The organism is Delftia sp. WSY_10 (assembly GCF_043104705.1).
Taxonomy (GTDB): Bacteria; Pseudomonadota; Gammaproteobacteria; order Burkholderiales; family Burkholderiaceae_C; genus Comamonas; species Comamonas tsuruhatensis.
Map to the genome: position 1 here is coordinate 40,908 of NZ_JBICKY010000015.1, position 24,567 is coordinate 65,474.

General features: G+C 69.6%; 21 protein-coding genes. 11 read left to right on the forward strand and 10 right to left on the reverse strand.

Going from position 1 to position 24,567, the window contains the following annotated elements; all coding sequences use genetic code 11:
- Positions 1 to 2: 2 nt before the first annotated feature.
- Positions 3 to 692: a GntR family transcriptional regulator gene (locus ACF8ML_RS06540; protein ID WP_012204897.1), complete on the reverse strand. Its 690-nt coding sequence runs from the start codon at positions 690 to 692 to the stop codon at positions 3 to 5.
- Positions 693 to 850: 158 nt separating this feature from the next.
- On the opposite strand from ACF8ML_RS06540, the gene ACF8ML_RS06545 reads away from it, so the two are divergent.
- From ACF8ML_RS06545 to ACF8ML_RS06560, 4 genes are all read left to right on the forward strand, one after another.
- Positions 851 to 2,092 carry an alanine--glyoxylate aminotransferase family protein gene (locus ACF8ML_RS06545; RefSeq protein ID WP_012204896.1) on the forward strand — a complete coding sequence of 414 codons (1,242 nt, stop codon included), beginning with the start codon at positions 851 to 853 and terminating at the stop codon, positions 2,090 to 2,092.
- Between the two features lie 105 nt (positions 2,093 to 2,197).
- Positions 2,198 to 3,235 (forward strand): tripartite tricarboxylate transporter substrate binding protein, encoded by a 1,038-nt coding sequence (locus ACF8ML_RS06550; protein WP_209800402.1) that lies wholly within the window; start codon positions 2,198 to 2,200, stop codon positions 3,233 to 3,235.
- A gap of 11 nt (positions 3,236 to 3,246) precedes the next feature.
- The gene (locus ACF8ML_RS06555; RefSeq protein ID WP_083281166.1) at positions 3,247 to 3,840 is read left to right on the forward strand and encodes a tripartite tricarboxylate transporter TctB family protein; all 594 of its coding nucleotides are present in this window, start codon (positions 3,247 to 3,249) and stop codon (positions 3,838 to 3,840) included.
- A 27-nt stretch (positions 3,841 to 3,867) separates the two neighbouring features.
- Positions 3,868 to 5,376 (forward strand): tripartite tricarboxylate transporter permease, encoded by a 1,509-nt coding sequence (locus ACF8ML_RS06560; RefSeq protein ID WP_392406706.1) that lies wholly within the window; start codon positions 3,868 to 3,870, stop codon positions 5,374 to 5,376.
- Between the two features lie 10 nt (positions 5,377 to 5,386).
- On the opposite strand, the gene ACF8ML_RS06565 is transcribed toward ACF8ML_RS06560, so the two are convergent.
- The 7 genes from ACF8ML_RS06565 to ACF8ML_RS06595 form a co-directional block, all read right to left on the reverse strand.
- Complete coding sequence (locus tag ACF8ML_RS06565) at positions 5,387 to 6,604, reverse strand: Fic family protein (RefSeq protein WP_016453711.1); 1,218 nt, start codon at positions 6,602 to 6,604, stop codon at positions 5,387 to 5,389.
- Positions 6,605 to 6,698: 94 nt separating this feature from the next.
- Positions 6,699 to 7,742 (reverse strand): transporter, encoded by a 1,044-nt coding sequence (locus ACF8ML_RS06570; RefSeq protein ID WP_016448182.1) that lies wholly within the window; start codon positions 7,740 to 7,742, stop codon positions 6,699 to 6,701.
- Between the two features lie 188 nt (positions 7,743 to 7,930).
- Positions 7,931 to 8,548 carry a hypothetical protein gene (locus tag ACF8ML_RS06575; protein WP_392406707.1) on the reverse strand — a complete coding sequence of 206 codons (618 nt, stop codon included), beginning with the start codon at positions 8,546 to 8,548 and terminating at the stop codon, positions 7,931 to 7,933.
- A gap of 133 nt (positions 8,549 to 8,681) precedes the next feature.
- Positions 8,682 to 9,413, reverse strand: coding sequence for a ligase-associated DNA damage response endonuclease PdeM (gene pdeM, locus ACF8ML_RS06580; protein ID WP_370690591.1), 732 nt, complete (start codon positions 9,411 to 9,413; stop codon positions 8,682 to 8,684).
- A 16-nt stretch (positions 9,414 to 9,429) separates the two neighbouring features.
- The gene (locus ACF8ML_RS06585; protein ID WP_392406709.1) at positions 9,430 to 12,315 is read right to left on the reverse strand and encodes a ligase-associated DNA damage response DEXH box helicase; all 2,886 of its coding nucleotides are present in this window, start codon (positions 12,313 to 12,315) and stop codon (positions 9,430 to 9,432) included.
- Between the two features lie 22 nt (positions 12,316 to 12,337).
- Positions 12,338 to 14,029, reverse strand: coding sequence for an ATP-dependent DNA ligase (locus ACF8ML_RS06590; protein ID WP_392406710.1), 1,692 nt, complete (start codon positions 14,027 to 14,029; stop codon positions 12,338 to 12,340).
- Positions 14,026 to 15,066 (reverse strand): ligase-associated DNA damage response exonuclease, encoded by a 1,041-nt coding sequence (locus tag ACF8ML_RS06595; protein ID WP_017404396.1) that lies wholly within the window; start codon positions 15,064 to 15,066, stop codon positions 14,026 to 14,028. Before ACF8ML_RS06595 ends, ACF8ML_RS06590 begins: the two co-directional genes overlap by 4 nt.
- Positions 15,067 to 15,290: 224 nt before the next feature.
- On the opposite strand from ACF8ML_RS06595, the gene ACF8ML_RS06600 reads away from it, so the two are divergent.
- The 6 genes from ACF8ML_RS06600 to ACF8ML_RS06625 all read left to right on the forward strand — a co-directional run bounded on the left by ACF8ML_RS06600 (position 15,291) and on the right by ACF8ML_RS06625 (position 21,111).
- A complete protein-coding gene (locus ACF8ML_RS06600) occupies positions 15,291 to 15,554 on the forward strand; it encodes a DUF2789 domain-containing protein (RefSeq protein ID WP_016448188.1) in 264 nt (87 codons plus the stop codon).
- Positions 15,555 to 15,747: 193 nt separating this feature from the next.
- The gene (locus tag ACF8ML_RS06605) at positions 15,748 to 16,980 is read left to right on the forward strand and encodes a SpoIIE family protein phosphatase (RefSeq protein WP_392406713.1); all 1,233 of its coding nucleotides are present in this window, start codon (positions 15,748 to 15,750) and stop codon (positions 16,978 to 16,980) included.
- A gap of 9 nt (positions 16,981 to 16,989) precedes the next feature.
- Complete coding sequence (locus ACF8ML_RS06610) at positions 16,990 to 17,562, forward strand: SiaB family protein kinase (protein WP_016448190.1); 573 nt, start codon at positions 16,990 to 16,992, stop codon at positions 17,560 to 17,562.
- 84 nt (positions 17,563 to 17,646) lie between these two features.
- Entirely contained in the window at positions 17,647 to 18,048 is a 402-nt protein-coding gene (locus tag ACF8ML_RS06615) for a DUF1987 domain-containing protein (protein WP_016448191.1), read from the forward strand.
- Positions 18,048 to 18,806 (forward strand): GGDEF domain-containing protein, encoded by a 759-nt coding sequence (locus tag ACF8ML_RS06620; protein WP_392406716.1) that lies wholly within the window; start codon positions 18,048 to 18,050, stop codon positions 18,804 to 18,806. The genes ACF8ML_RS06615 and ACF8ML_RS06620 overlap by 1 nt, the downstream gene beginning before the upstream one ends.
- A gap of 28 nt (positions 18,807 to 18,834) precedes the next feature.
- Positions 18,835 to 21,111, forward strand: a complete 2,277-nt coding sequence (locus ACF8ML_RS06625; protein ID WP_392406718.1) for a putative bifunctional diguanylate cyclase/phosphodiesterase — start codon at positions 18,835 to 18,837, stop codon at positions 21,109 to 21,111.
- A gap of 32 nt (positions 21,112 to 21,143) precedes the next feature.
- Here ACF8ML_RS06625 and ACF8ML_RS06630 read toward each other — a convergent pair whose 3' ends face one another.
- Together ACF8ML_RS06630 and ACF8ML_RS06635 are read right to left on the reverse strand one after the other, a co-directional pair.
- A complete protein-coding gene (locus ACF8ML_RS06630; RefSeq protein ID WP_202760039.1) occupies positions 21,144 to 22,316 on the reverse strand; it encodes an MFS transporter in 1,173 nt (390 codons plus the stop codon).
- Positions 22,313 to 23,554: a serine hydrolase gene (locus tag ACF8ML_RS06635; protein ID WP_209800388.1), complete on the reverse strand. Its 1,242-nt coding sequence runs from the start codon at positions 23,552 to 23,554 to the stop codon at positions 22,313 to 22,315. Before ACF8ML_RS06635 ends, ACF8ML_RS06630 begins: the two co-directional genes overlap by 4 nt.
- Positions 23,555 to 23,670: 116 nt before the next feature.
- Between ACF8ML_RS06635 and ACF8ML_RS06640 the strand changes: the two genes are divergently transcribed.
- Positions 23,671 to 24,564: a LysR family transcriptional regulator gene (locus ACF8ML_RS06640; protein ID WP_392406720.1), complete on the forward strand. Its 894-nt coding sequence runs from the start codon at positions 23,671 to 23,673 to the stop codon at positions 24,562 to 24,564.
- Positions 24,565 to 24,567 lie beyond the last annotated feature (3 nt).

Here is a 24,567-nt window from a genome sequence, read left to right on the forward strand (position 1 = left end):
TCTCATTCGTTCATGGTTCGTGGGTAGATCTGGCCTGCCTTGAGCAGGGCGATGACGGTGTCGCGCTTGTGCTCCAGGTGGGCGACCAGCACCTGGCGCAGCGCGGCGGCATCTCGCGCCTGCAGCGCTTCCAGCATGCGTTCGTGCTCCTGGACGGCGCGCTTCCACTTGGCCGCGTCCTGGTTGGTGCGAAAGCGCAGCGACTGCACGCGGGCGTTGATGCGGCCATAGGTCTCGGCCAGCACGGGGTTGGCGGCGGCGCGGTTGATGGCCGAGTGGATCAGCGCATTGAGCCGGTAGTAGCCGGACAGGTCCTGGCGCGCATGGCTGGCCAGCATCTCGAAGTGCAGGGCCCGCACCTCGGCCAGTTGCTGCTCGCTGATGCGCTGCGCGGCCAGCTCGCCCGACATGCCCTCCAGCCCCGCCAGCACCTCGAAGGTCTGCAGCACATCGGCCTCGCCCAGGCGCACGGCCACGGCGCCGCGGTTGGGCACCAGGTCCACCAGCCCTTCGGAGGCCAGCAGCTTGATGGCCTCGCGCAGCGGCGTGCGCGAGACGCGCAACTGCTCGCACAGCGCGCGCTCGTTGAGTTTGGCGCCGGGCGGTATGCGCCCTTCCACCAGCCAGGTGCGCAGCCGCGCCGCCACCTGGTCATGCAGGGCAAGCCGCGAAATCTCGATGATCTCCGCCATGGATTCTCCTGGTCGAATGAATTTTGCATTCATTTTTACGCAAGCATTTCTCAAGGCATTCATGGTTATCACCAAGGCATTTATGAATTTTGAATGCAAAAATTCGCAAACACCCTCCCCCGCAGACCGACCTGGCATTTCCTTGAAAAGGACGCACCATGCTCACGCTCGACAACCATCCCACGGGCCGCCACTTCCTCCAGATCCCCGGCCCCAGCCCGGTTCCCGACCGCATCCTGCGGGCCATGAGCCTGCCCACCATCGACCACCGGGGGCCGGAGTTCGGCCAGCTCGGCCTGAAGGTGCTGGCCGGCATCCAGCAGGTCTTCAAGACCCGGCATCCGGTGGTGATCTATCCGGCCTCCGGCACGGGCGCCTGGGAGGCGGCCCTGATCAACACGCTCAGCCCTGGCGACCATGTGCTGATGTTCGAGACCGGCCACTTCGCCTCGCTGTGGCAGAAGATGGCCACGCGCCTGGGCCTGTCCACCGAGTTCCTGTCCTATGGCGGCTCCGATGAGCACCTGCCCCAGGCGCCGGGCTGGCGCCATGGCGTGCAGGCCGGGCTGATCGAGGCGCGGCTGCGCAAGGACACGGAGCGCCGGATCCGCGCCGTGTGCGTGGTGCACAACGAGACCTCCACGGGCGTGACCTCGGACATCGCCGCCGTGCGCCGGGCCATCGACGCGGCGGGCCACCCGGCCCTGCTGCTGGTGGACACCATCTCGGGCCTGGCCAGCGCCGACTACCGCCATGACGAATGGGGCGTGGACGTGACCATCAGCGGCTCGCAAAAGGGCCTGATGCTGCCGCCCGGCATCAGCTTCAACGCGCTGTCGCCACGCGCGCTGGAGGCCGCCAAAAGCGCGAAGCTGCCCAAGTCGTTCTGGGCCTGGGACGAGATCGTGGAGATGAACCAGACCGGCTACTGGCCCTACACGCCCAACACCAACCTGCTGTACGCCCTGTCCGAATCGCTGGACATGCTGCTGGCCGAAGGGCTGGATACGGTGTTTGCGCGCCACCAGCGCTGGGCGGCCGGCGTGCGCGCCGCCGTCCAGGCCTGGGGCCTGCCCATCCAGTGCGCCGATCCACAGGTCTACTCGCCCGTGCTCACCGGCGTGATCACGCCCGAAGGCGTGGATGCCGACGCCCTGCGCCGCCTGATCCACACGCGCTTCGACCTGTCGCTGGGCGCGGGCCTGGGCAAGCTCAAGGGCCGCATGTTCCGCATGGGCCACCTGGGCGACAGCAACGACCTCACGCTGCTGGCCATGGTGGCGGGCGTGGAGATGGGCCTGAAGCTGTCCGGCATCCGGCTGGCCGGCAGCGGCGTGCAGGCGTCCATGGACTACTTCGCTGCCCACGCCGCAGCCGGGGCGCTGCGCAAGGCCGCCTGAACCCATCGGCCGCGCGCCGAAACCCCTTGGCAGAGCCGGAGCACATGGCTCGCCCCCTTGATCGTGGATTGCACCAATACCAGGAAATAACAGGAGACAAGAGACATGACATCGCCCCGCAACCGCCTGGCGGCAACTGCCGTCGCCACCCTCGCCGCCACCGCCGCCATCACCCTCGCCGCCCCTGCCGCCCGGGCGCAATGGAAGCCCGCCAAGTCCGTCGAACTCGTCGTGCCGTTCTCGGCCGGTGGCGCCTCGGACCAGATGGCGCGCGTGATCCAGGCCATCGTCACCAAGCACAAGCTGATCGAGCAGCCCGTGGTCATCCTCAACAAGGCCGGTGCCTCCGGCGCCGAGGGCATTCTGGATGTCAAGGCCTCGGCGCGCGACCCGCACAAGCTGCTGGTGGCCTCCACGGCCATCTTCACCCTGCCCATGGCCACGGCCCTGCCCTTCCAGTGGCGCGACCTGAATCCCGTGGCCATGATTGCCCAGGACCAGTTCGTGCTCTGGGTCAATGCCGAGACCGGCTACCAGACGCCCGCCGACTACCTGGCCGCCGCGCGGCAGGCCGGCGGCAAGTTCAAGATGGGCGGCACCAGTTCCAAGCGCGAGGACCAGATCATCACCGCCAACATGGAACAGGCCGCCGGCGTGAAGTTCACCTACATCCCCTACAAGGGCGGCGGCGAGGCCAGCACGCAGCTGGTGGGCAAGCACATCGACTCCAACGTCAACAACCCCAGCGAGTCCATGGCGCAGTGGCGCGCGGGCCAGGTGCGGGCGCTGTGCGTGTTCGACACGCAGCGCATCGAGTACACGGCCAAGGTCACGGGCAGCCAGGCGCTGTCGGACATCCCCACCTGCAGGGAGCAGGGCCTGGATGTGCAATACACCATGCTGCGCGGCTTCTTCCTGCCGCCCGGCACCACGCCCGAACAGGCGCAGTTCTATGCAGGCGTGATGCACAAGGTGGTGGCCACGCCCGAGTGGAAGGAGTACCTGGAGAAAAACGCGCTCAAGCCCGAGTACATGACGGGGCAGGCCTTCGTGGACTTCCTGGCCAAGGACGAGACGCGCCACCTCGACATCATGAAGAAGGCCGGTTTCCTGTCGGCCAGCGTGGCCGCCGCCGCCAAGTGAGGAGCCGCGCCATGGACACCGCCATCCACCTTGCCCCGCCCTCCTCCAATGCAGCGGCAGCGGCAGCAGCAGCCCCGGCCCAGCCCTCCAGCGCGGCCACCGAATCCATCCCCGCCACCGAAGCCCAGGCCCCCGGCCTGGCCCGCCGCCATGTGGAGTACGGCGTGGCCGCCGTGCTGCTGGCGCTGGCCGTGCTCGTGGTCTGGGACAACCAGCGCATTGGCGCGGGCTGGAGCGACACCGGCCCGCAGGCCGGCTACTTCCCGCTGCGCGTGGGCGCCGTGCTGGGCATCTGCGCCATCGCCGTCTTCGTGCAGGCGCTGCGCAGCCGCAGCCAGGAACAGTTCGCCAGCTGGCTGCAGCTCAGGCGCGTGGCGCAGGTGCTGTTGCCGCTGACGGCCTACATCGCCGTGATCGCGCCGCTGGGCATCTACGCGGCCTCGGTGCTGTTCATCACGGGCTTCATGGTGTTTGCGGGCCGCTATCCCTGGTGGAAGGCCGTGGCGCTGTCGGGCTTCACCAGCGTGCTGCTGTTCTACGTCTTCGAGATCCAGTTCAAGGTGCCCCTGCCCAAGGGTCCGCTTGAAGCCTGGCTCGGCTATTGACCCCTGTCGCCGCCACGGAGCAACACCATGGACGAACTCCAATACCTTGCGCACGGCTTCGCGGCCGTCACCACCTGGCAGAACACGGGGCTGATGCTCACGGGCATCCTGCTGGGCATCGTCGTCGGCGTGCTGCCGGGCCTGGGCGGCCCCAACGGCGTGGCCATCCTGCTGCCGCTGACCTTCGGCATGTCGCCCACCTCGGCCATCATCCTGCTGTCGTGCATCTACTGGGGGGCGCTGTTCGGCGGCGCCATCACCTCGGTGCTGTTCAACATCCCGGGCGAGGCCTGGTCGGTGGCCACCACCTTCGACGGCTATCCCATGGCCCAGCAGGGGCACGCCGGGGCGGCGCTGACCACGGCCTTCACAGGCTCGTTCATCGGCGCCATCTCGGGCGTGATGCTGATCACCTTCCTGGCGCCGGTCGTGGCCTCGTTCGCGCTGCAGTTCGGGCCGCCGGAGTTCTTTGCGGTCTTCTTCCTGACGTTCTGCTCCTTCATCGGCATGGGCAAGGAGCCCAAGGCCAAGATCGTGGCCGCCATGGCCGTGGGCCTGCTGCTGGCGGCCGTGGGCATGGACACCATCTCGGGCGACCTGCGCATGACCTTCGGCTCCACCGAGCTGCTGCGCGGCTTTGATTTCCTGGTGGTGGTGATCGGCCTGTTCGGCATCAGCGAGATCCTGATGACCATCGAGGAAGGCCTGGCCTTCAAGGGCAAGAAGGCCTCCATCGACCTCAAGATGGTGTTCAGGACCTGGGCCCGGCTGCCGCGCTACTGGCTGACCATGCTGCGCTCGGCCCTGGTGGGCTGCTGGATGGGCGTGACGCCCGGCGGCGCCGTGGCGGCCAGCTTCATGGGCTACGGGCTGGCCAAGAAGTTCTCGCGCGACCCCGACAGCTTCGGCAAGGGCAACCCCGAAGGCGTGCTCGCCCCCGAGACCGCCGCCCACGCGGCCGGCACCTCGGCCCTGCTGCCCATGCTGGCCCTGGGCATTCCGGGCTCGGCCACGGCGGCCGTGCTGCTGGGCGGGCTGATGATCTGGGGCCTGCAGCCCGGCCCGCTGCTGTTCACCGAGCAAAAGGACTTCGTCTGGGGCCTGATCGCCAGCATGTACCTGGGCAACATCGCCGGGCTGGTCATCGTCATGGCCACCGTGCCGCTGTTCGCCGCCATCCTGCGCGTGCCGTTTTCCATCGTCGCGCCCATGATCCTCATGGTCTGCGCCATCGGCGCCTTCACCGTGCACGGCAATGCCACGGACATCTGGCTCATGCTGGTCTTCGGCGTGGTCGGCTACGTGTTCAAGAAGCTCGACTATCCACTGGCGCCCATGGTCCTGGCCATCGTGCTGGGCGACCGCATGGAAGACGCCTTCCGCCAGAGCATGCTCTCCAGCCAGGGCGAGTTGGGCATCTTCTGGCACAACGGCCTGTCCGGCACCATCACCACGCTGGCCCTGCTGATGCTGGTGTGGCCGCTGCTGGGCAGGCTGCGGGCGATGGTGTTCGGGGCGAGGGCTGTGGCGGCCTGAGAGGAGCCGTCTACAGCGAGTCAGCCTCCGCTTCCGGCCAGAGGCGGGGGAAGTAAAAACGCAGGGCGTGCAGCGGCACGCCCAGGCGCACTCTTCCATACGGTGAATCCGTCTCCAGCAGGCCGCGCTTGAGCAGTGCCGATACCTGGGCGGTGGCCAGCCGGTCACCCAACCCCAGCATGGCCTTGAAGTCGGCCCGATCCATCTCCGCCTGGGCCGCAAAAAGATAGTGCAATGCGCGCAATGCCTCGCTGCGCACGCCTTGGCGCACCACCCGTTCCTCATAGGCAAGGCATGCCGCCATGCGTTCCTTCATGCCGTCCAGCGACAGAAGTCCCTCCATGAAGCTCACTTGGTCCATGCATAGTTCCAGCACGTATGCGATCCAGTCGATCAACCCCAGTTCGGTCAGATTGCCACGGCCATCAAGGTCACCACGGCGCGGCTCGTCTGCGGCGGCAAGCAAGGCGTAATAGCGCTCCTGCGACCGTGCGAACCCCCTCAGGGGGGACCACAGACCATTGCTCAGGCCCATGTGGGTTAGTACGAGATGTGAATGCAGCCGGGCCACGCGCCCGTTGCCGTCCCGGAACGGATGGATCCAGGCCAGGCGCTGGTGCGCAGCGGCCATGGCCACCAACTGCAACTCGCCACGGCGCACGCCTGAGTAGAAGCTCGACCAGCGGTCCAGAAAAAATGGCAACTGCCCCGCTGCAGGCGCCGCATGCCTGCCCACGCTAACCTCCCGCGTGCGCCATCGACCCGGCTCGATGGCATCGTCGCCAAGGGCGCCGGCCTCCAGATCGGCCTGGGGCAGACGGGCGAAGAGATCCTGGTGGATATCGGCCAGCATCTGGGGGGTCCAGACCTGCGCATTCGTCCATTGCGTGGACCTGTACTCCAGTTGCTCTTCAGTGGCCATGTGCGCCAGCGCCAATCGCTGACGGCGGGCCTGATCTTCGTCCTGCGCATAGTCGTTGTGCAGGGCGCGCTCGATATCCAGCGGAAAGGTGTGCTGCCCCTCGATCCTGTTCGAGTAATACGAGTTCATGGCCCGAAGCAGCCGGCGCAGGCCTGGCAATGTGTCTGGTCGGTAGCGGCCGGCCAGCCGCTCACCCAACCTGATCAGGTCATGGGAGAGCTCCAGCAAAGGGCCCAGCTTGTGTTCCCCCGGCAGCAGCGGCTCCATCTGGGCAGGATGGTCGTAGAGCAGGAATTTTTGCGACATTGATCACCTATATAAGCAGCTGATTTATATAGATGAAATCCGTTTGGTGCGAGATATTTTGCGAGTTCTTCTGCAAGATTCCCTGACACGTCCCCTAATCCCTGTACCGCTTCTTGCGAAACGCCAGCCAGGCGGCGATGACGGTGAAGGCGACGACGATGGACACCACGATCCAGAAGCCGTGCTCGTGCTCGGCCAGCGGTATGCCGCCCACGTTCATGCCGAACAGGCCGGCCAGGATGTTGATGGGCAGGGCCAGCACGGTGACCACCGTCAGCACGAAGAGGCTGTTGCTGTTGTCCTCGTTCACGGCGGCGGCCACCTCTTCCTGCAGCAGCTTGATGCGGTCCTGCAGGGTCTGCATGTCGCGCAGCATGAGCGAGAACTCCTCGCTCGCTGCGGCCAGGCCGCGCCGGTCTTCCTCGCCCATCCAGCCGGGGGGCTGCTGCAGCAGGCGGAACAGCGCGGCGGGCTCGGGCGCCAGCAGGCGCTGAAGGCGCACCAGCAGGCGGCGCAGCCGGCCCAGGTGGGCGCGCGGATGGTGGTAGCGCTGGGCCAGGATGGCGTCCTCGATGTCGTCCACGCGCGCCGTGGTCTCGCGCACCACCTTGACCAGCACATCGGCCTGGGTGCGCATCAGGTGCTCCAGCAGCTCGGCCGTGCTGGCGGGGCTGTCGCCGCGGCGCACGGCGTCGCGCAGGGCATCGACAGAGCGCAGCGGCTGGGTGCGCGCGGTGATGACCAGGCGCTCGTCCAGGCAGATCCACAGCGTGGCGATGTCGGCCGAATCGAAGTTGAACTCGAAGTTCACATCGTTGAGCACGGCGACCAGGCTGTCGTCGGCGCGCTCGATGCGCGTGGAGGTCAGGCCCTCGCGCAGGGCGGCATAGAACACGTCGGGCAGGCCCGCATGGCGCTGCAGCCAGCGCAGGGACTGGGTGTGGGTCAGGTTGAAGTGGAGCCACAGGAAATCGCGCCGGCCCGCATCGGACCGGGCTGCGGCATCGGCCAGCCACTGCGCGGCGGATGGCGCCGTCACGGCCTGCACGCACTGCCGTGTGTCACTGAAGAAGCGCCAGCCGCAGATCAGGCCTGCGTCTTCGTGGGCCTGTGCCAGGGGGGAGGCTGCATCGGTCATGGGGAGGAGGAAGCACCTGCGGAAGTGGCCTGCGCGGGCCGGGCAAGTGCGGGATTCTTGGCTGCGTCCATGACAGGGATGTGACAGCCGTCATCAGGGTGTCATGCTCAGGCCCTTGCGTCCCCTTCCGTCCCCTTCCGCCCCCTCACCACCCCTTCTCCGCCCCCTCCCCTTGCCGCGACCCTGCATCAGCACATCACGACGTTCTCCAGCGAGAACGAGAAGGGGCGGGAATTCGCCCCCGAGCCGCCGCCGCGCATCACGATGTCGGCACGGGAGATGCCCAGCAGGGAGATTTCGGTGTTCATCTGGGAGACGATGGCCGAGTTCATGATCTGGCCCTGCTGGATGTGCGAGGCCACGCCGATCCAGATGCTGGGCTTGAATTCGAAGACGGCCTTTTGCCGGGGGGCAATCGCGGTCTTGACGGCCAGCAGCCTGCCGTCCTTGTAGCAGCTGGCGTTGATGGCACCTTGGGGCAGCGCGTTGAGCACCTGCACTTCCTTGGAGCTGGCGCCGTAGCCTGCGGGCGCCAGGCGATCGCCGGCGGTGGACGGCGCCATCTGGAACTGCTGGCCGTACTGCGCCTCCAGCTGCGGCGTGCAGTTGCCATGGCTGTCGCTGGCGCCGACCTGCAGGCCCAGCGGAAAGGTGAACGGATGGTTGTCGCCCTGTCCGCAGTACTTGATGACGCGCCAGGCCACGGCAGGCGCATCGAGGTCGCTGGCGACGTTCTTCTGGAAGATGACGATCTGCGGGTGGTTCGCGTTGTTCGATTGGTTGAAGAAATTGAGTTGAACGCCCATGCATTCCTCCTGGTGGAACGAAAAGCGCTGCGGCATCCCCGGGCACTGCCTGCTGTCCCGCCACGCTTGCTGCGGGAGTCACTGTAGGGAACAACGGCCTTGCGGAGAATTACGCCCGATTACATCCCTGGGCTCACCCAGGCACGGCCCAGACCCGGTCCGCGCCCACGGCAAAGAGCTGGCGGCCTGGCTCGGGCGGCAGGCTGGCCATGCCGGTGAACAGGCCGAAGGCGGGCAGCAGGGTAAAGCCCGCGTGCACGGCAAAGCACGGCAGGCGCAGGGCGTCGCGGCCGGTGCCGCGCAGCACGATGGCGGGATGGACATGGCCGGCCAGCACATGCCAGGGCCGGGCCTGCTGCGCCTGCAGGTCCTGCGTTGGCGGCGGGGGGTGATGGCAGGCGGCGAACGGCCCCAGGTGCCAGGGCTCGTCCACGATGGCAAAGCCCAGCGCGGGCGGCGGATCGCCTGCGTGGCTGTCATGGTTGCCACGCACCAGCACCAGTTCCACGGCCGCATGGCGGCTGCGCCAGCGGGCCAGTGCAGCCAGTACGGCAGGATTGCGTGCCTCGGCCGCGTGCAGGAAGTCGCCCAGCACCACGAGCCGCCGCACGGGCAGGCCCAGAAGAAGGGCCGATAGCCGCTGCAGGTTGCCCTGCGTGGTGCCCGCCGGCACGGGAATGCCGCGCGCGCGGAAGGTGGCGGCCTTACCCAGGTGCAGGTCGGCGATGAACAGCGTGCCCTGGGCGGGCCACCACAGCGCATGCTGGGCCAGCAGGTGCACGGGCTCGCCGGCCAGGAACATGCCCAGGCTGCCGGCCAGGGCGTCGGGGGAAACAGGACTTGGCAACGGTGCGTGGCCTTTCATCAGCGGTGCAATGGTTCTACAGCAGCGGCAAGGGCCGCGAGGGCTTGCGCACGCGGCGCGGGCGGCGGCTGGCGGCATCGGCCTCGGGGCCGTCGGTGGCCTGCAGCGAGAAATCCAGCGTGCGGCGCACGGCGGCCGTGTCCTCGTCCACGGCGGGGGGCTGGTCTGCCTTGGGTTTTTTCCGTGGACGCAGCGGCGGATCGGGCGGGACCAGGTCCTGCGTGCGCGGCTCGCTGGCTGCACCGCCGGCGTCTGCCGCCTCGTGCAGCTGGGCCAGCATGCGCGCGATGCGGTCGGCCAGGTGCTCGTTGGTGAGCTTTTCGCGAAAGCGCTCCACCATGAGCGGGAAGGCAAACGGGCTGGGCCGGCGCAGCGCGCTCACCACCAGCGTCTGCGCCTGCATGCGGCGCAACGCGGCCAGCAGCTGGGCGACATCGAGTTCCTGGCTCAGCACTTCCTCGTCGGCCTGGCGCAGCAGCAGGTTGCTGTCGTCGTACTTGCGAAACACCTCGAAGAACAGCTGGGCCGAGGCCTGCAGCTGGCGCGCACTGCGGCGCTCGCCCGGGTGGCTCTGGAAGATCAGGCCGGACACCCGCGCTATCTCGCGGAAGCGCCGCCGCGCCATCTCGGTGGCGTTGAGACTGGCCAGCACTTCGTGCAGCAGGGCATGGCGGGCGTGATGGGCGTCCTCGCCCGCCAGGTGGGCATCGTCGGCAGCCTGGTCCCAGTGGCGGTCCGCATTGGCGGTGTTGCGCGTGGCGACCGCCTGGCTGGCGGACACGCGCCCGGGCACTGCCACGGCCTGGGCCGGCTCGGCGCGCAGCAGTTCGGGCAGCATGGCGGCCCAGTCACGCTCGGTGGCGCTCAGCAGCTCCAGCCCGTAGTCGTTGACGGCGATGGAGAAGGTGCCCGTCTCGCCCTGGGCGGCGCGCCAGGCCAGCAGGCTGGCCAGGCCCATATGGGCATGGCGGCCTGCAAACGGATAGAGAAACAGGTGCCAGCCCTCGCGCGTGCGCAGGGTTTCGGCCAGCAGCGTAGCGGGCGTGGGCAGGGCCGACCAGCGCTGCTGCACTTCCAGCAGGGGGCGCACGCAGCGCAGTTCGGGCGAGTGGTAGTCGCCCGCTGCCGCCAGCGCCAATTGCTGCACCACGAAGTCGGCCAGCACGGTGGACAGCGGCATGCGCGCGCCGGCCCAGCGCGGCACGGTGGGCCGCGTTCTGGCGGCGCGGCGCACGTAGGCGGTCATGTCCTCGATGCGCACCAGCTCCAGCACCTGGCCCGCGAAGACAAAGGCATCGCCGGGCGACAGGCGCGAGAGAAAGCTCTCCTCCATGCTGCCCAGCCGCGCGCCGTGCAGGATCTGCACGCTCATGCTGGCGTCGCTGACGATGGTGCCGATGTTGGCGCGGTGCCTGCGCGCCAGCCGCGCGTCGGGCATGCGCCAGATGCCCTCCGCGTCGGGCCGCACGCGCTGGTAGTCGGGATAGGCGGCCAGCGAGGGGCCGCCGCGGTGCACGAAGTCCAGGCACCACTGCCAGACCGCAGGCGCCAGCCCGGCATAGGCGACGGTGCGGCGCACTTCGGCATACAGCTCATCGGGCACGTAGCCGCCGCCCAGGGCCACGGTGGCCAGGTGCTGCACCAGCACGTCGGCGGGCTGGCGGGGGCTGGCGCGCATTTCCACCTGCTGCGCGCGCACGGCGGCGCGGGCGGCGGCGGCCTCCACCAGCTCCAGGCTGTGCGTGGGCACCAGGGTAATGCGCGAGGGCCGGCCCGGCGCATGGCCCGAGCGGCCCGCGCGCTGCAGCAGCCGCGCGATGCCCTTGGCCGAGCCGATCTGCAGCACGCGCTCCACGGGCAGGAAGTCCACGCCCAGGTCCAGGCTGCTGGTGCAGACCACGGCCTTGAGCGTGCCGGCCTTGAGCCCGGCCTCCACCCATTCGCGCACACCCCGGTCCAGAGAGCCATGGTGTATGGCCAGCAGGCCGGCCCAGTCGGGCCGGGCTTCCAGCAGCGCCTTGTACCAAAGCTCGGCCTGCGAGCGCACATTCACAAAGACCAGGGTGGAGCCGGCCGTGGCCTCCAGCTCGCGCACCACGGCCGGCAGCATGGCCAGGCCCAGGTGGCCGGCCCAGGAAAAGCGCTCGGGCCGGTCGGGCAGCAGGGTGTCCACCACCAGGCGCTTGTCCACCTGGCCCTGGACCAATACGCCGGGCCGCGGCTGGCCATGGTCGTCCAGGCCCAGCAGGGTCTGCATGGCCTCGTCCAGATTGCCCAGCGTGGCCGACATGCCCCAGACGCACAGCTGCGGGCTCCAGCCGCGCAGCCGCGCCAGGGCCAGCTGCAGTTGCACGCCGCGCTTGTTGCCCAGCAGCTCGTGCCATTCATCGGCCACCACCAGGCGCACGGAGCCCAGCAGCTCGCGCGCATCGGCGCGCGCCAGCAGCAGGGACAGGCTCTCGGGCGTGGTGACCAGCACGGTGGGCAGCTGGCGCGACTGCGCGCTGCGCTCGGCGCTTCCCGTATCGCCCGTGCGTGCGCCCACGGTCCAGCGCGCCAGCGCGGGATGGCCCTGGGCCAGCGCCTGCAAGGGCGTCTGCAGCGCCTTGAGCGTGTCGGCCGCCAGGGCGCGCATGGGCGTGATCCACAGCACGGTGAGCGGTGCGGAGGCCGGTTTTCGTTTTCCGGTGTGCGCCGGCATCGGGGTTTGCGGCGGACCCGCAAAGGCCTGCAGCGCGCCCAGCCAGACCGCATAGGTCTTGCCCGCGCCCGTGGTGGCATGCAGCAGGCCGCTGTGGCCCTGGGCCAGCGCCTTCCACACGGCGCGCTGGAAGGCAAAGGGCTTCCAGCCCCGTGCGGCAAGCCAGGCGGTGGCGAGGGGGTGGGGGGAACGGGTGGCCATGGCGCGGTGCGTCAAGGGTGGGTCACGGGTCGGAGTGCGGCAGCAGGGCCGCCAGCGTGTCGATGGAGTCGGCCTCCTGCACAGGCTTGTCCTCGCGCCAGCGCAGCATGCGCGGAAAGCGCACGGCGATGCCGCTCTTGTGGCGCGCGCTGCGCGCAATGCCCTCGAAGCCCAGCTCGAACACCAGGGTGGGCCGCACGCTGCGCACGGGGCCGAAGCTCTCCACCGTGGTCTTGCGGATGATGGCGTCCACGCGCGCCATTTCGGCATCGGTCAGGCCCGAGTAGGCCTTGGCGAAGGGCACGAGTGCGCGGCCCTCGGTGCCGGGCGGCGCGTTCCAGACGGCAAAGGTGTAGTCGCTGTAGAGGCTGGCGCGACGGCCGTGGCCGCGCTGTGCGTAGATGAGCACGGCGTCCACGCTCAGCGGATCGATCTTCCACTTCCACCACACGCCGCTGTCCTTGGTGCGGCCCACGCCGTAGGCGGCGTCGCGGGCCTTGAGCATCATGCCCTCCACACCCAGGGAGCGGGCCTGCTCGCGAAGTTCGGCCAGGGCCTGCCAGCTGTCGCCTGCCAGCACGGGGCTGGGCAGCAGCGCCGGGTGCGCCACCAGGGCCACCAGCCGTTCCAGCCGTGCGCGCCGTTCATGCTGGGGCAAGGCGCGCAGGTCCTGGCCGCCCTCCTCCAGCAGGTCATAGGCCAGCAGCACCACGGGCAGCTCGCGCAGCAGCTTGGGGCCCAGGGTCTTGCGGCCTATGCGCTTTTGCAGGTCGGCAAAGGGGCGCACATGGGCGGGCGCCTCGCCCTGCTGCGCAGCCCAGACGACGATCTCGCCGTCGATCACGGTGCCCGCAGGCAAGGCATCGCCCATGGCCTGCAGCTCGGGGAAGCGCTCGCTCACCAGTTCCTCGCCGCGCGACCAGATCCAGGTGCCCAGCGCGTCACCGCTGCCGCGCCGCACGATCTGGGCGCGTATGCCGTCCCATTTCCACTCCACCACCCATTGGGACGGCGGGCCGAGCACGGCGTCGAACTGCTCCAGCGGCAACTGCAGCGGATGGGCCAGGAAGAAGGGATAGGGGTGGCCACGGGCTTCGCCCGAATGCGCGTCATCGCCCTCTTCCTCGCCTGCCACCAGCCGCAGGTAGTCGGCCGCCCCGGGCCGCGCGCCGATGTGGGCGTAGCCCATGAGCCGCTGGGCGATGCGCTTGGCATCCACGCCGCTGACGGCCGCCAGCGCCTGCGTGACCTGCAGCCGCGACACGCCGACCCGGAAGGCGCCGGTGATCAGCTTGAAGTAGACCAGCCGCTCATCGGCCGCCAGCCGCGCCCATTGCATGCGCAGCGTGTCCGCCAGCGCCTCGGGCGCCATGCCGCGCAGCGGCAGCAGGTGGTCCGTGACCCAGGCGGCCAGGCCCAGGTCGTGCGCGTCACCGGGTGGCGGCAGCAGCAGCGCAATGGTCTCGGCCAGGTCGCCCACGGCCTCGTAGCTTTCGTCGAACAGCCATTCGGGCAGGCCGGCCGCCTCGCGCGCCAGCTCCTTCAAGACCTTGGTGGGTACCAGCTGGCGCGGCTTGCCGCCGGCCAGGAAATAGACGGCCCAGGCCGCATCGGCAGGCGCGGCGGCGCGCAGATAGGCCTGCAGCGCGGCCTGCTTGTCGCGGCTGGCGGTGCTGGCGTCCAGCGCGCGGTAGAGGGCGGCGAAGTCCTTCATGGGGCGGGCGCCTCATCCGGTGCAGCCTGGGCGGCGGCAGCCTCGTCCTCATCGCCGTATTCGGTCTGGAAGGCTTGCGCATCCAGGCCCTGCTCGCGCAGCCAGCGCACCAGCACGGCCACGCTGCCGTGGGTGACGAAGACCCGCTCGGCGCCCGTGGCGCCAATGGCGTACTGCAGGCCGGGCCAGTCGGCATGGTCGGACATGACGAAGCCCCGGTCCACGCCACGGCGGCGGCGCGTGCCGCGCAGCTGCATCCAGCCGCTGGCAAAGGCATCGGCATGGCCGGGAAAGCGGCGCATCCACGGCGTGCCCTGCGCCGAGGGCGGCGCCAGCACCAGGGCGGTCTTGAGCCGTTGTGCATCCACGCCGGGGTCGGTCACGCGCAGCGTGGGCGGCAGGTCCACGCCCGCTGCGCGGTACACGGCATTGAGCGGCTCCACCGCGCCGTGCACGACGATGGGGCCGATGCCGCTGTCCACCCCGTGCAGGATGCGCTGGGCCTTGCCAAAGGCATAGCACAGCAGCACCGAGGGCCGGCCCTGGGCCGCGTTGGCCTGCCACCAGGCATTGATGTCGGCCATGAGCTCGGGCTGGCGGGGCCAGCGGTAGATGGGCAGGCCGAAGGTGGATTCGGTGATGAAGGTGTCGCAGCGCACGGGCTCGAAGGGGGTGCAGGTGCCGTCGGCCTCGGTCTTGTAGTCGCCCGAGGCCACCCAGACCTGGCCGCCATGCTCCAGCCGCACCTGGGCCGATCCGAGCACATGGCCGGCCGGGTGCAGGGAGATGCGCACGCCGTGGTGATCGATGGCTTCGCCATACGGCAGGGTCTGCAGCGTGATGTCCGCGCCCAGCCGTGCGCGCAGCACGCCTGCGCTGTCGTCATGGGCCAAGTAATGGGCGTGGCCGGCGCGCGCATGGTCGGAGTGGCCATGCGTGATCACGGCCCGCTCCACGGGCCGCCAGGGGTCGATGTAGAAATCGCCGGCCGCGCAGTACAGGCCTTCGGGACGGGCCACGATCAGGTCGGCGGGCATGCGGGATCGGGGAAAGCAGTGCTCATGTCCCCATGCTAGTGGGGCAGTCGATGGGCGCGCGCTGGCCCGGAGCGCGGCAGGCTGTCAGCCTGCACCTACCCGCGCTGCCATGCTGCCGCAACTGGCCTGCGGCGCCCTGCAAATCGGGGAAGATAGCGCCCTGGCCCCTTCCTGCAGCCGGCCCGCCGGCTCCCTTTGATCCCACACGCACCGAACACGCCTCCATGAACAACTCTGTCGTCCGCATGTCCAATCTCTTCCTGCAGCTGGGCCTGGATGCCAGCGACCAGGCCATTGCCGACTTCATCCGCGCCCACCAGCTGGCCGCCGATGTGGATGTGGTGGATGCGCCCTACTGGAGCGATGCGCAGCGCCAGTTCCTGGCCGAGCAGCTCAAGGCCGATGCGTCGTGGTCCATCGTCGTGGACCAGCTCAGCGAGTCGCTGCACGAGGACGCGGTCAGGCAGCGCGCCGAAGGCCTGAGCTGAAGCGAGGCTGCCTGTCCACCCCGGTGGCCTGCATGGACGGCAGCCCCAGGCCGCGAACGGCCATGCCGCGCCAGGACGAAGGCTGTCGGCTCACAGTCCTCCAAAGAGGTGCCTGCCCCTCAGGCCCATCCGCGTCACAAAACTGAAACAGGGAGATCGTAACATTCCCTAACAATTTTGCAATGTGCATTCCATGGATGAGTCCCGCGCCTACCTGAGCGATTCCCGGCCCCGTTTCCGCCCACCCAGCGCCGCGGACCTGTGCACCCCCGTCCCCTGCATGACCGCCGACGAGACCAACGAGAAGGTGCTCGAGGTCTTCACGCGCCACCGCGATCTGGCCAGCCTGCCCGTGGTGGAGGGCGACCGCCCCATCGGCCTGATCAACCGCAGCATCTTCCTGTCGCAGTTCAGCAAGCCGTTTCGCATGGAGCTGTACGGCAAGAAGAGCTGCATCGCCTTCATGGACAAGGAGCCGCTGGTGGTCGATGCCTCCACCGACATCGACACCCTGACCGTGAAGACCGTGGAGTACGGTGAAAAGGCGCTGACCGACGGCTTCATCATCACGCGCGGCGGCCTGTTCGCGGGCGTGGGCCACGGCCTGCAGCTGATGCGTGCGGTGGCGGACATGCAGGTGGCGCGCAACCGCCAGATCATGCACAGCATCGAATACGCCAGCGTGATCCAGCAGTCGCTGCTGCGCAGCTCGCGCGAGGCCCTGGCACGCGCCTGCCCCGGCGCCGACCTGGTCTGGGAGCCGCGCGACGTGGTCGGCGGCGACTTCTACCAGTTCAGCCAGGACGGCGATGGCTGGTTTGCCACCGTGGCCGATTGCACGGGCCACGGCGTGCCCGGCGCCTTCATGACGCTGATCGCCACCAGCAGCCTGGGCCAGGCCATCAAGGAACACGGTCCGCGCGACCCGGCCGCGCTGCTGGGCCATGTGAACCGCAGCGTCAAGCAGATGCTGGGCCAGCTCGACGGCAAGGACGGCACGCCGGGCTCGGACGACGGGCTGGACGCGGCCTGCTTCTGGTTCGAGCCCGCGCACCTGCGCCTGCGCTTTGCAGGCGCGCGCCTGTCGCTGTTCCTGCTGCGCCCCGGCGCCGAGGCGGTGGAGGTGGTGGACGGCCAGCGCAAGGGCGTGGGCTATGTGGACAGCGAATTCGACTTCGCCTGGAACAACATCGGCCTGGAGCTGCCCGCAGGCACCCTGGTCTTCACCACCACCGACGGCCTGATCGACCAGGTCGGCGGCCCGCGCGGCATCACCTTCGGCAAGAAGCGCCTGCGCGAGCTGCTGCTGGAGCAGGCCGGCCGCACGCCCGCCGAGATCAACCGCGCCCTGCTGGACGCCCTGCAGGCCTGGCAAGGCGAGCACCACCGCCGTGACGACCTGACCTTCTTCTGCTTCAGAACCTGAATGCCTCCCATGCCCCAAGCACAGATCGCCGACAAGTACGGCAGCTTCTTCCACCTGGCGCGCCAGCACCAGGTGATCTTCTACTACGTGGGCTACTTCTCGCAGAACATCGTCGCGGCCATGGCCGAGGCCGTGCGGCTGCAGCTGGAAGTGGCCGGCGTGCCCGGCCCCACGCGGCGCAAGCTGTTCTCGTCCTTCGTGGAGATGGCGCAGAACATCATCCATTACTCGGCCGATGCCCTGACCCCGCCCCACCAGGACGATGGCGAGCTGCGCCACGGCGCGGTCTGCATCCGCCGCGAGGACGACGGCAGCTTCGTGCTGCTGTGCGCCAACCCCATCGAGCCCGGCATGGGCGAGGCGCTGCGCGCCAAGCTCGACGCCCTGCGCAGCATGACCCTGGACGAGATCAAGAAGGCCTGCCGCCAGTCGCTGCGCGACGACGCGCCCGAAGGCAGCAAGGGCGCGGGCATGGGTTTCCTGACCCTGGCCCGCGATGCGCGCGAGCCGCTGCAGTTCGACTTCGATCCCGCCCAGACCGTGGACGGTCGTCCCGTCTTCTACCTGAAAGCCACGCTCTGAGCCGCACCGGCCAGCCAGGAACGCTCCGGCACCGGACCTGGACAGGCCGGGCGCGCAGGCACGGACAACGCACCGAGATCACGCATGGACAACCTCTACATCGCTCCGACCCCCAGCTCCCCGGAAGTGGACTTCCGGTTCGACACGCACACGCTGCACCTGCGTGGCGAGTCCTATCCGGAGAACGCCGCCGCCTTCTATGGCGGCATCCTCACCCGCCTGCAGGACTACCTGGCCCTGGCGCAGCCCGCGCAGCAGCAGGCACCGATCCAGGTGCACATCGCGCTGGCCTACTTCAACAGCTCCAGCACCAAGATGCTGTTCAACCTCATCGAGGCGCTGAGCGAGGCCGCCGAGGCCGGCCGCACCGTGGCCCTGCACTGGTACTACGACGAGGAAGACGACACCATCTGCGAATTCGGCGAGGAGCTGCGCGACGACTTTGCCGCCATTGCCTTCACCGGCCATCCCGTGAAGGCCGCGTGATGGACACCGTGGCAGCACCCGCCGCCTGCGCCGCTCCTGCAGATCTTTTCGATGCCGAGCACCGGGCCCTGCTGGCGGCCCGCGCGGCCCACGAGCTGGGCGAGGAGGCCGGCGCCCGGGCCTGCCACCAGGCCCTGGGCGTGCTGCTGACCGCCTATGAGCGCCTGCTGCGCGAAACGCGCCGGCTGGTGCGCCGCAGCGACCGGGCCGAGCTGGAGATGACCCAGCTCAACCAGCGCCTGCAGGAGCTGGCCGGCGAGCTGGAATACCGCGCCACGCACGACCCGCTGACCGGCGTGCTCAACCGCGCGGCCATCATCGAGCGCGTGAACCGCCACTTCACCCAGCAGGGGCTGGCCCTGATCGTGCTGGACATAGACCACTTCAAGCGCGTGAACGACAGCTTCGGCCACCCCGTGGGCGACAGCGTGATCCTGGGCGTGGTGCGCTGCCTCAAGGCCGCCGTGCCGGCCACGGCCCACATCGGCCGCGTGGGCGGCGAGGAATTCACCGTGCTGCTGCCCCAGCACGACAGCGACGGCGCCGTGTGCGTGGCCGAGCAGGTGCGCGCCGCCATCGAGGCCCATCCCTTCGGCCTGCCCGACGCCAGCTGCATCACGGCCAGCTTCGGCGTGAGCTGGCGCCCGAGCGGCGGCCGCTTCGACGACGCCTACAGCCTGGCCGACGAGGCGCTGTACGCCGCCAAGCGCAGCGGGCGCAACCAGGTCGTGCGCGCGGCAGACCATGCCACGGCCTGAGCGGCGCGGACACGGACAGGGCTGAGGCATGAGTTTCGTGATGCGCGCACGGGCGCCCAGGGCGCCCGCCCCTGCTTCCGCCCTCCTGCAGCCGGCTCTGCAGCCGCCCCCGCCATCGCCCGTGCCCGGGCCTGAATGGCGGGTGCTGATCGTGGACAGCGACCCCGACGTACACGCCGCCTTCCGCCTGGCGCTGGAAGGCCACACCCTGTTCGGCCGGCCGCTGGTGTTCCTCTACGCCCGCTCCGGCACACAGGCGCGCAATCTGCTGCGCAGCGAGCAGGACCTGGCCGTGGTGGTGCTCGACGCCGTGACCGACGGCACGGGCGCCGGGCTGGATCTGGTGGATTTCATCCGCTACACGGCCGGCCTGCGCAACAGCCGCATCGTGCTGCGCACCGGCCGCCCGGGCCAGGCGCCCGATCTGGAAACCCTGCTGCGCTACGACATCAACGACTGCCGCACCAAGACCGAACTCACGCCCGACCGGCTGCTGGCCATCGTGGTGACCGCCGTGCGCTCCTACGAGCAGCTGTGCGCCATCGAGGCCAACCGCCGCAGCCTGGAGCTGATGGTGCGCTCCAGCGCCTCGCTGCTGGAGGAAACCAATCTGCACGCCTTCGCACGCGGCGTGATCACCCAGCTGGCCACCTTGCTGGGCGTGGCCAGCGAAGGCCTGGTCTGCTCGGAGGGCACGCACCCGGCCGAGCCCTACCGCGTGCTCGCGGCCACGGGGCCATTCGCCCGGCTCATCGACCAGCCCATCGCCACCGTGCTGGCCTCGCGCGGGCTGCGCCTGCTGCGCCAGGCCCTGCAGACCCGCCGCAACATCTACGGCGTGCAACGCGGCGTGGCCCTGTACATAGGCCGGGGAGACGAGCAGGACATGGCCGTCTTCATCGACGCGCCGGCCTCGCACAGCGCACTGGACCGCCAGCTGCTCGAAGTCTTCTGCGCCAACCTGCGCACGCTGCTGCACAACCGCGGCCTGCTGGAGCGCCTGCACCAGTCCGCCTACTTCGACCCCCTGGTCTGCCTGCCCAACCGCGCCCACTTCGTGGAAAAAGTGGATGAATGCGTGTGGCGCGGCACGCAGGACCATGTGCTGGCCCTGGTGGACATCGACGACTTCAGCGCCACCAACGACGTGATGGGCCACCGCTTCGGCGACCGCCTGCTCGAAGCCATGGCCCGCCGCCTGGCCGGCGCCCTGCCCGCCGGCGTGCTGCTGGCGCGCGTGGGCTCGGACACCTTCGGCATCCTGGGCCCCACAAGGGAAGTGGCCCTGGGCCAGCTGCTGGACTGCGCGCGCCAGCCCCTGGCCGTGGACGGCGTGCCGCACAAGGTCTCGCTGACCTGCGGCTACGTGCACCTGCCCCGTGAACGCCAGGCCGGCACCGACCTGGTCAAGGACGCCACCATCGCCCTCAAGCGCGCCAAGCGCGACCACCGGGGCCAGCTGCTGGAGTATTCCGAGCACATGGGCATGGAGGCGCGCGACCGCGCCCTGCTGCTGTCCGACCTGCGCGCGGCCATCGACGGCGCCCAGCTCTTCCTGGTCTACCAGCCCCAGGTGGACCTGGAAACCCATGCCCTGGTCGGCCTGGAGGCCCTGCTGCGCTGGCCACGGCAGGACGGCAGCTTCGTGCCGCCCGACCGCTTCATTCCCGTGGCCGAGCATTCGGGCCTCATCGTGCCGCTGGGCCAATGGGTGCTGGCCACGGCCTGCCGCACCATGCGCGAACTGCTGGACGCCGGCCGCGCGCCCCGGCGCATGGCCGTCAACGTCTCCACCGTGCAGCTGCAGGACCCGGGCTTCCTGCAGACGGTGCGCCATGCCCTGGCCGAGCACGGCCTGCAGGGCGCGCAGCTGGAGCTGGAGATCACCGAATCCGTCGCGGTCCTGCCCACCCAGCTGCTGCAGGCCACGCTCAGCGCCCTGCGCACGCTGGGCGTGACCATTGCCATCGACGACTTCGGCACCGGCTACTCCTCGCTGAGCTACCTGGAGCGCCTGCCGCTGGACCGCATCAAGATCGACCGCAGCTTCGTGCGCCAGCTTGGCGAATCACAGGAAGCGCGCATCGCCGAAATGATCGCCCAGCTGGGCCGCAAGCTCGGCCTGCAGGTCCTGGCCGAAGGCATAGAGGACGCCAGCGCCTGGCAGGCCCTGCGCACCATGGGCTGCCAGGAGGGACAGGGCTATCACATTGCCCGGCCGATGGACAAGGGCCAGTTGCTGGGCTGGCTGGGCCAGCGCAATGAAGCGCTTCAGCGGCAGCCTGGCACCTCTGAGTTCCCCTGAGGCGGGCAGGCCGCGCCCTGCTCCCTCCCTACCTACCTGCACACCGCAGGAAACCCATGCCGCCTGGCCGCCCACACCACGGCCAGCGATGCGCCCAGCAGCGCCAGCAGCACGGGCGTGAAGGCGCCCACGCCCATGCGCGCCAGCAGCAGGCCGCCCACGATGCCGCCGCCGGCAATCGCCATGTTCCAGGCCGTGACCAGCATGGACTGCGCCACGTCGGCGGCCTCGCCCGCCGTGTGGGCAATGGCGGTCTGCAGCAGCGTGGCGGCGCCGCCAAAGGCCAGGCCCCAGACGGCCACCGCCGCATACACCAGGGCCGGCGCATCTGCGGCCACGCCCAGCATCAGCGTGGACAAGGCGAACAGCGCAATGCTGGCCAGCGTGAGCGCACGCAGGTGGCGGTCGATCAGCACGCCGGTGATCCAGATGCCCAGCACGGAGGTGGCGCCGAACACCAGCAGCACCAGGTCCGTGCGCGCGGCCATGCCCGCCACCGCCAGGAAGGGCGCGATGTAGGTGTAGAGAATGTTGTGCGCCAGCACGAAGGCCAGCACCACGAACAGCACGGGGCGCACGCCCGCCAGGGTGAACACGCGCCGCAGCGGCAGGTGGCGGCCTGCCGCCTGCCCCGCGAAGTCGGGCAGGCGGGCGCGCACCCAGACCATGAGCGCCAGCGCCAGCACGCTCATGAGGCCGAAGCACAGCCGCCAGCCCACCCACTGGCCCAGCACGGTGCCGGCCGGCACGCCCAGCGACAGCGCCAGCGGCGTGCCCACCATGGCAATGGCGATGGCGCGGCCCTTGAGATGGCCGGGCACCATGCGTGCCGCGTAGCCGGCCAGCAGCGCCCAAAGCAGCCCGGCCGAGACCCCCGCCAGAAAGCGCGCCACCAGGGTCAGCGCAAAGTGCGTGGACAGCGCCGTGACCGTGTTGGCGACGACAAAGCCGGCGATCGCCGCCAGCAGCAGGGGGCGGCGGCGCATGCCCTGCGTGGCGGCCGTCAGCGGTATGGCGGCCACCAGGGAACCTATGGCGTAGAGGGTGACGGTCTGGCCTACCCAGGCCTCGGTCACGGCCAGGCCCTGGGCCATCTGCGGCAGCAGGCCGGCCGGCAGCGCCTCCGTCAATATGGTGATGAAGGCTGCCATGGCCAGCGCCAGCAGGGAGGCAACGGGCAGGCGGTCCTGGCTTGTTCCGTTCATTGCGGCTCTCCCGAAGCCCCGTGGACCTCACAAACCCCGTAGACCGCGTCGCGCAAATCGTTGACGAAGCGCCCCGACATGCCCTCGTACAAGGTATTGGTGAAGGCCACGACGCTGAGTTCCTGTGCCCGGTCCACGAACCAGGAATGCCCGTAGGCCCCGCCCCAGCGCCAGGTGCCCGCCGACTCGGGCGACGCGGCCAGCGCCGGATCGCGCAGCACGGAAAAGCCCAGTCCAAAGCCGAACCCGGGCGCATCGGGCAGCTCCAGCCCGCCCGTCTGGTCGCGCGCCATCTCGGCGACCAGCGCGTCGGGCAGGAGCGTTCCGCCGCCCTGGCGCAGGGCCTCCAGCAGGCGCAGGAAGTCGCCGGCCGTGCCGGCCATGCCCGCGCCGCCCGAGGCAAAGGCCCGCGCATTGAAGATGCGGGCCGGGCTGAACGGGATGCCGATGGCACCCTCGAAGGGCGACACGGTCTCGCCCTCGGCCAGCGGATGGGGCTGCGGCACATCGCTGACATAGGCCGTGGCCACGCGCCGTGCGGCCAGTGCATCGGTCACGGCAAAGCCGGTATCGGCCATGCCCAGCGGCCCGGCCACAAGGTCGCGCACGGCCTGCTCCAGCGGCCTGCCGTGCACCTGTTCGATGAGGGCGCCCAGCACATCGGTGGCCAGCGAGTAGCCCCAGGCCGTGCCGGGCTCGTACCGCAGCGGCACGCTGGCGATGCGGCGCAGGTTCTCCGCCAGGCTGATGCCCGAGCCATCCATGCCGTCCGATACACCGGCCAGCGCATAAGGGCCCTGTGCGTCGGCCTCGAAGAAGCGGTAGCCCAGCCCCGCCGTGTGGCTGAGAAGCTGCCGCGCGGTGATGCGCGCCGGCCGGCCATCGGCCAGCCGGGGCCGGAACTGCGGCAGCCAGCGGTCCACGCCCTCATCCAGACCGAGCCGGCCCTGCGCCACCAGCACCAGGGCCGCCGCCGAAACAATGGGCTTGCTCGCCGAGGCCAGGCGGAACACCGTGTCCACGGCCATGGGCAGGCCGCGCTCGCGGTCAGCCCAGCCGGCCGCCTGGCGGTGGACCAGGGCGCCGCCACGCGCCACCAGCACCACGGCGCCGACCAGGCGCTGCGCCTCAAGCGCCTGCCGGACCACGGCCTGGATGCGGTCGGTCAGGGGCGAGTTCAACGGGGCTGCAGGCAGCGCAGCGGGTGCAGCAGATGCCGCAGAAAGAGCAATCGTCATGGGAATTCCCGGGATCAATGAACAGGGTCCTGACGATAGAAAGCCCTCGATTAAAGAAAAAGTGGGGTAGATTTCCGGGTTATGCGGAGCTTTCTGTCCGCAATGAAGGAGTGGCCTTGGACAGCCTCAACGGTTTCCTGGTGTTCGTGCAGGTCGCCGAGACCCGCAGTTTCGTGGCGGCCGGCCGGCTGCTGGGCGTCTCGGCATCGGCCGTCGGCAAGAGCGTGGCAAGGCTGGAGGACCGGCTGGGCGTGCGCCTGTTCCACCGCAGCACGCGCAGCATCACGCTGACGGCCGAGGGGGCGCTGTTCCTGGAGCGCAGCCGGCGCATCCTGGCCGAGATCGAGGCCGCGCAGCTGGAGCTGTCGCAGGCCAGCACCGCGCCGCGCGGCCGGCTGCGGGTCAGCCTGCCCCTGGTCAGTTCGCTGGTGCTGCCGGTGCTGGGCGAGTTCATGCGCGCCTATCCCGAGATCGAGCTGGACCTGGACTTCACCGACCAGCTGGTCGATGTGATCGAGGACGGCTTCGACGCCGTGGTGCGCACGGGCGCACCCGCCGACTCACGCCTGTCCGCGCGCCGGCTGGGCGACTTCCGCTACCTGCTGGTGGCCTCGCCCGGCTACCTGGCGCAGCGCGGCACGCCCCGGGTGCCCGAGGATCTGCTGCAGCACAGCTGCCTGCACTACCGCTACCCCCACAGCGGCAAGCTGGAGCCCTGGGTGCTGCGGCGCGCAGCGGGCGCACCCGAGCTGCAGCTGCCCACCTCCATGATCTGCAACAACATCGAAACCCGGCTGTGCTTTGCGCTGCAGGGCCTGGGCATCGCCTACCTGCCGGAGTTCTCCATCCGCGAGCCGCTGGCCGATGGCCGGCTGCAGCCCGTGCTGGCGGACTGCATGGAGCACACCAATGTCTTCCACGTGCTGTGGCCCGCCAGCAAGCATCCCTCGCCCAAGCTGCGGGCGCTGGTGGACTTCCTGTGCGCACGGGTGTTTCCGCAGCAGGCATGAGGT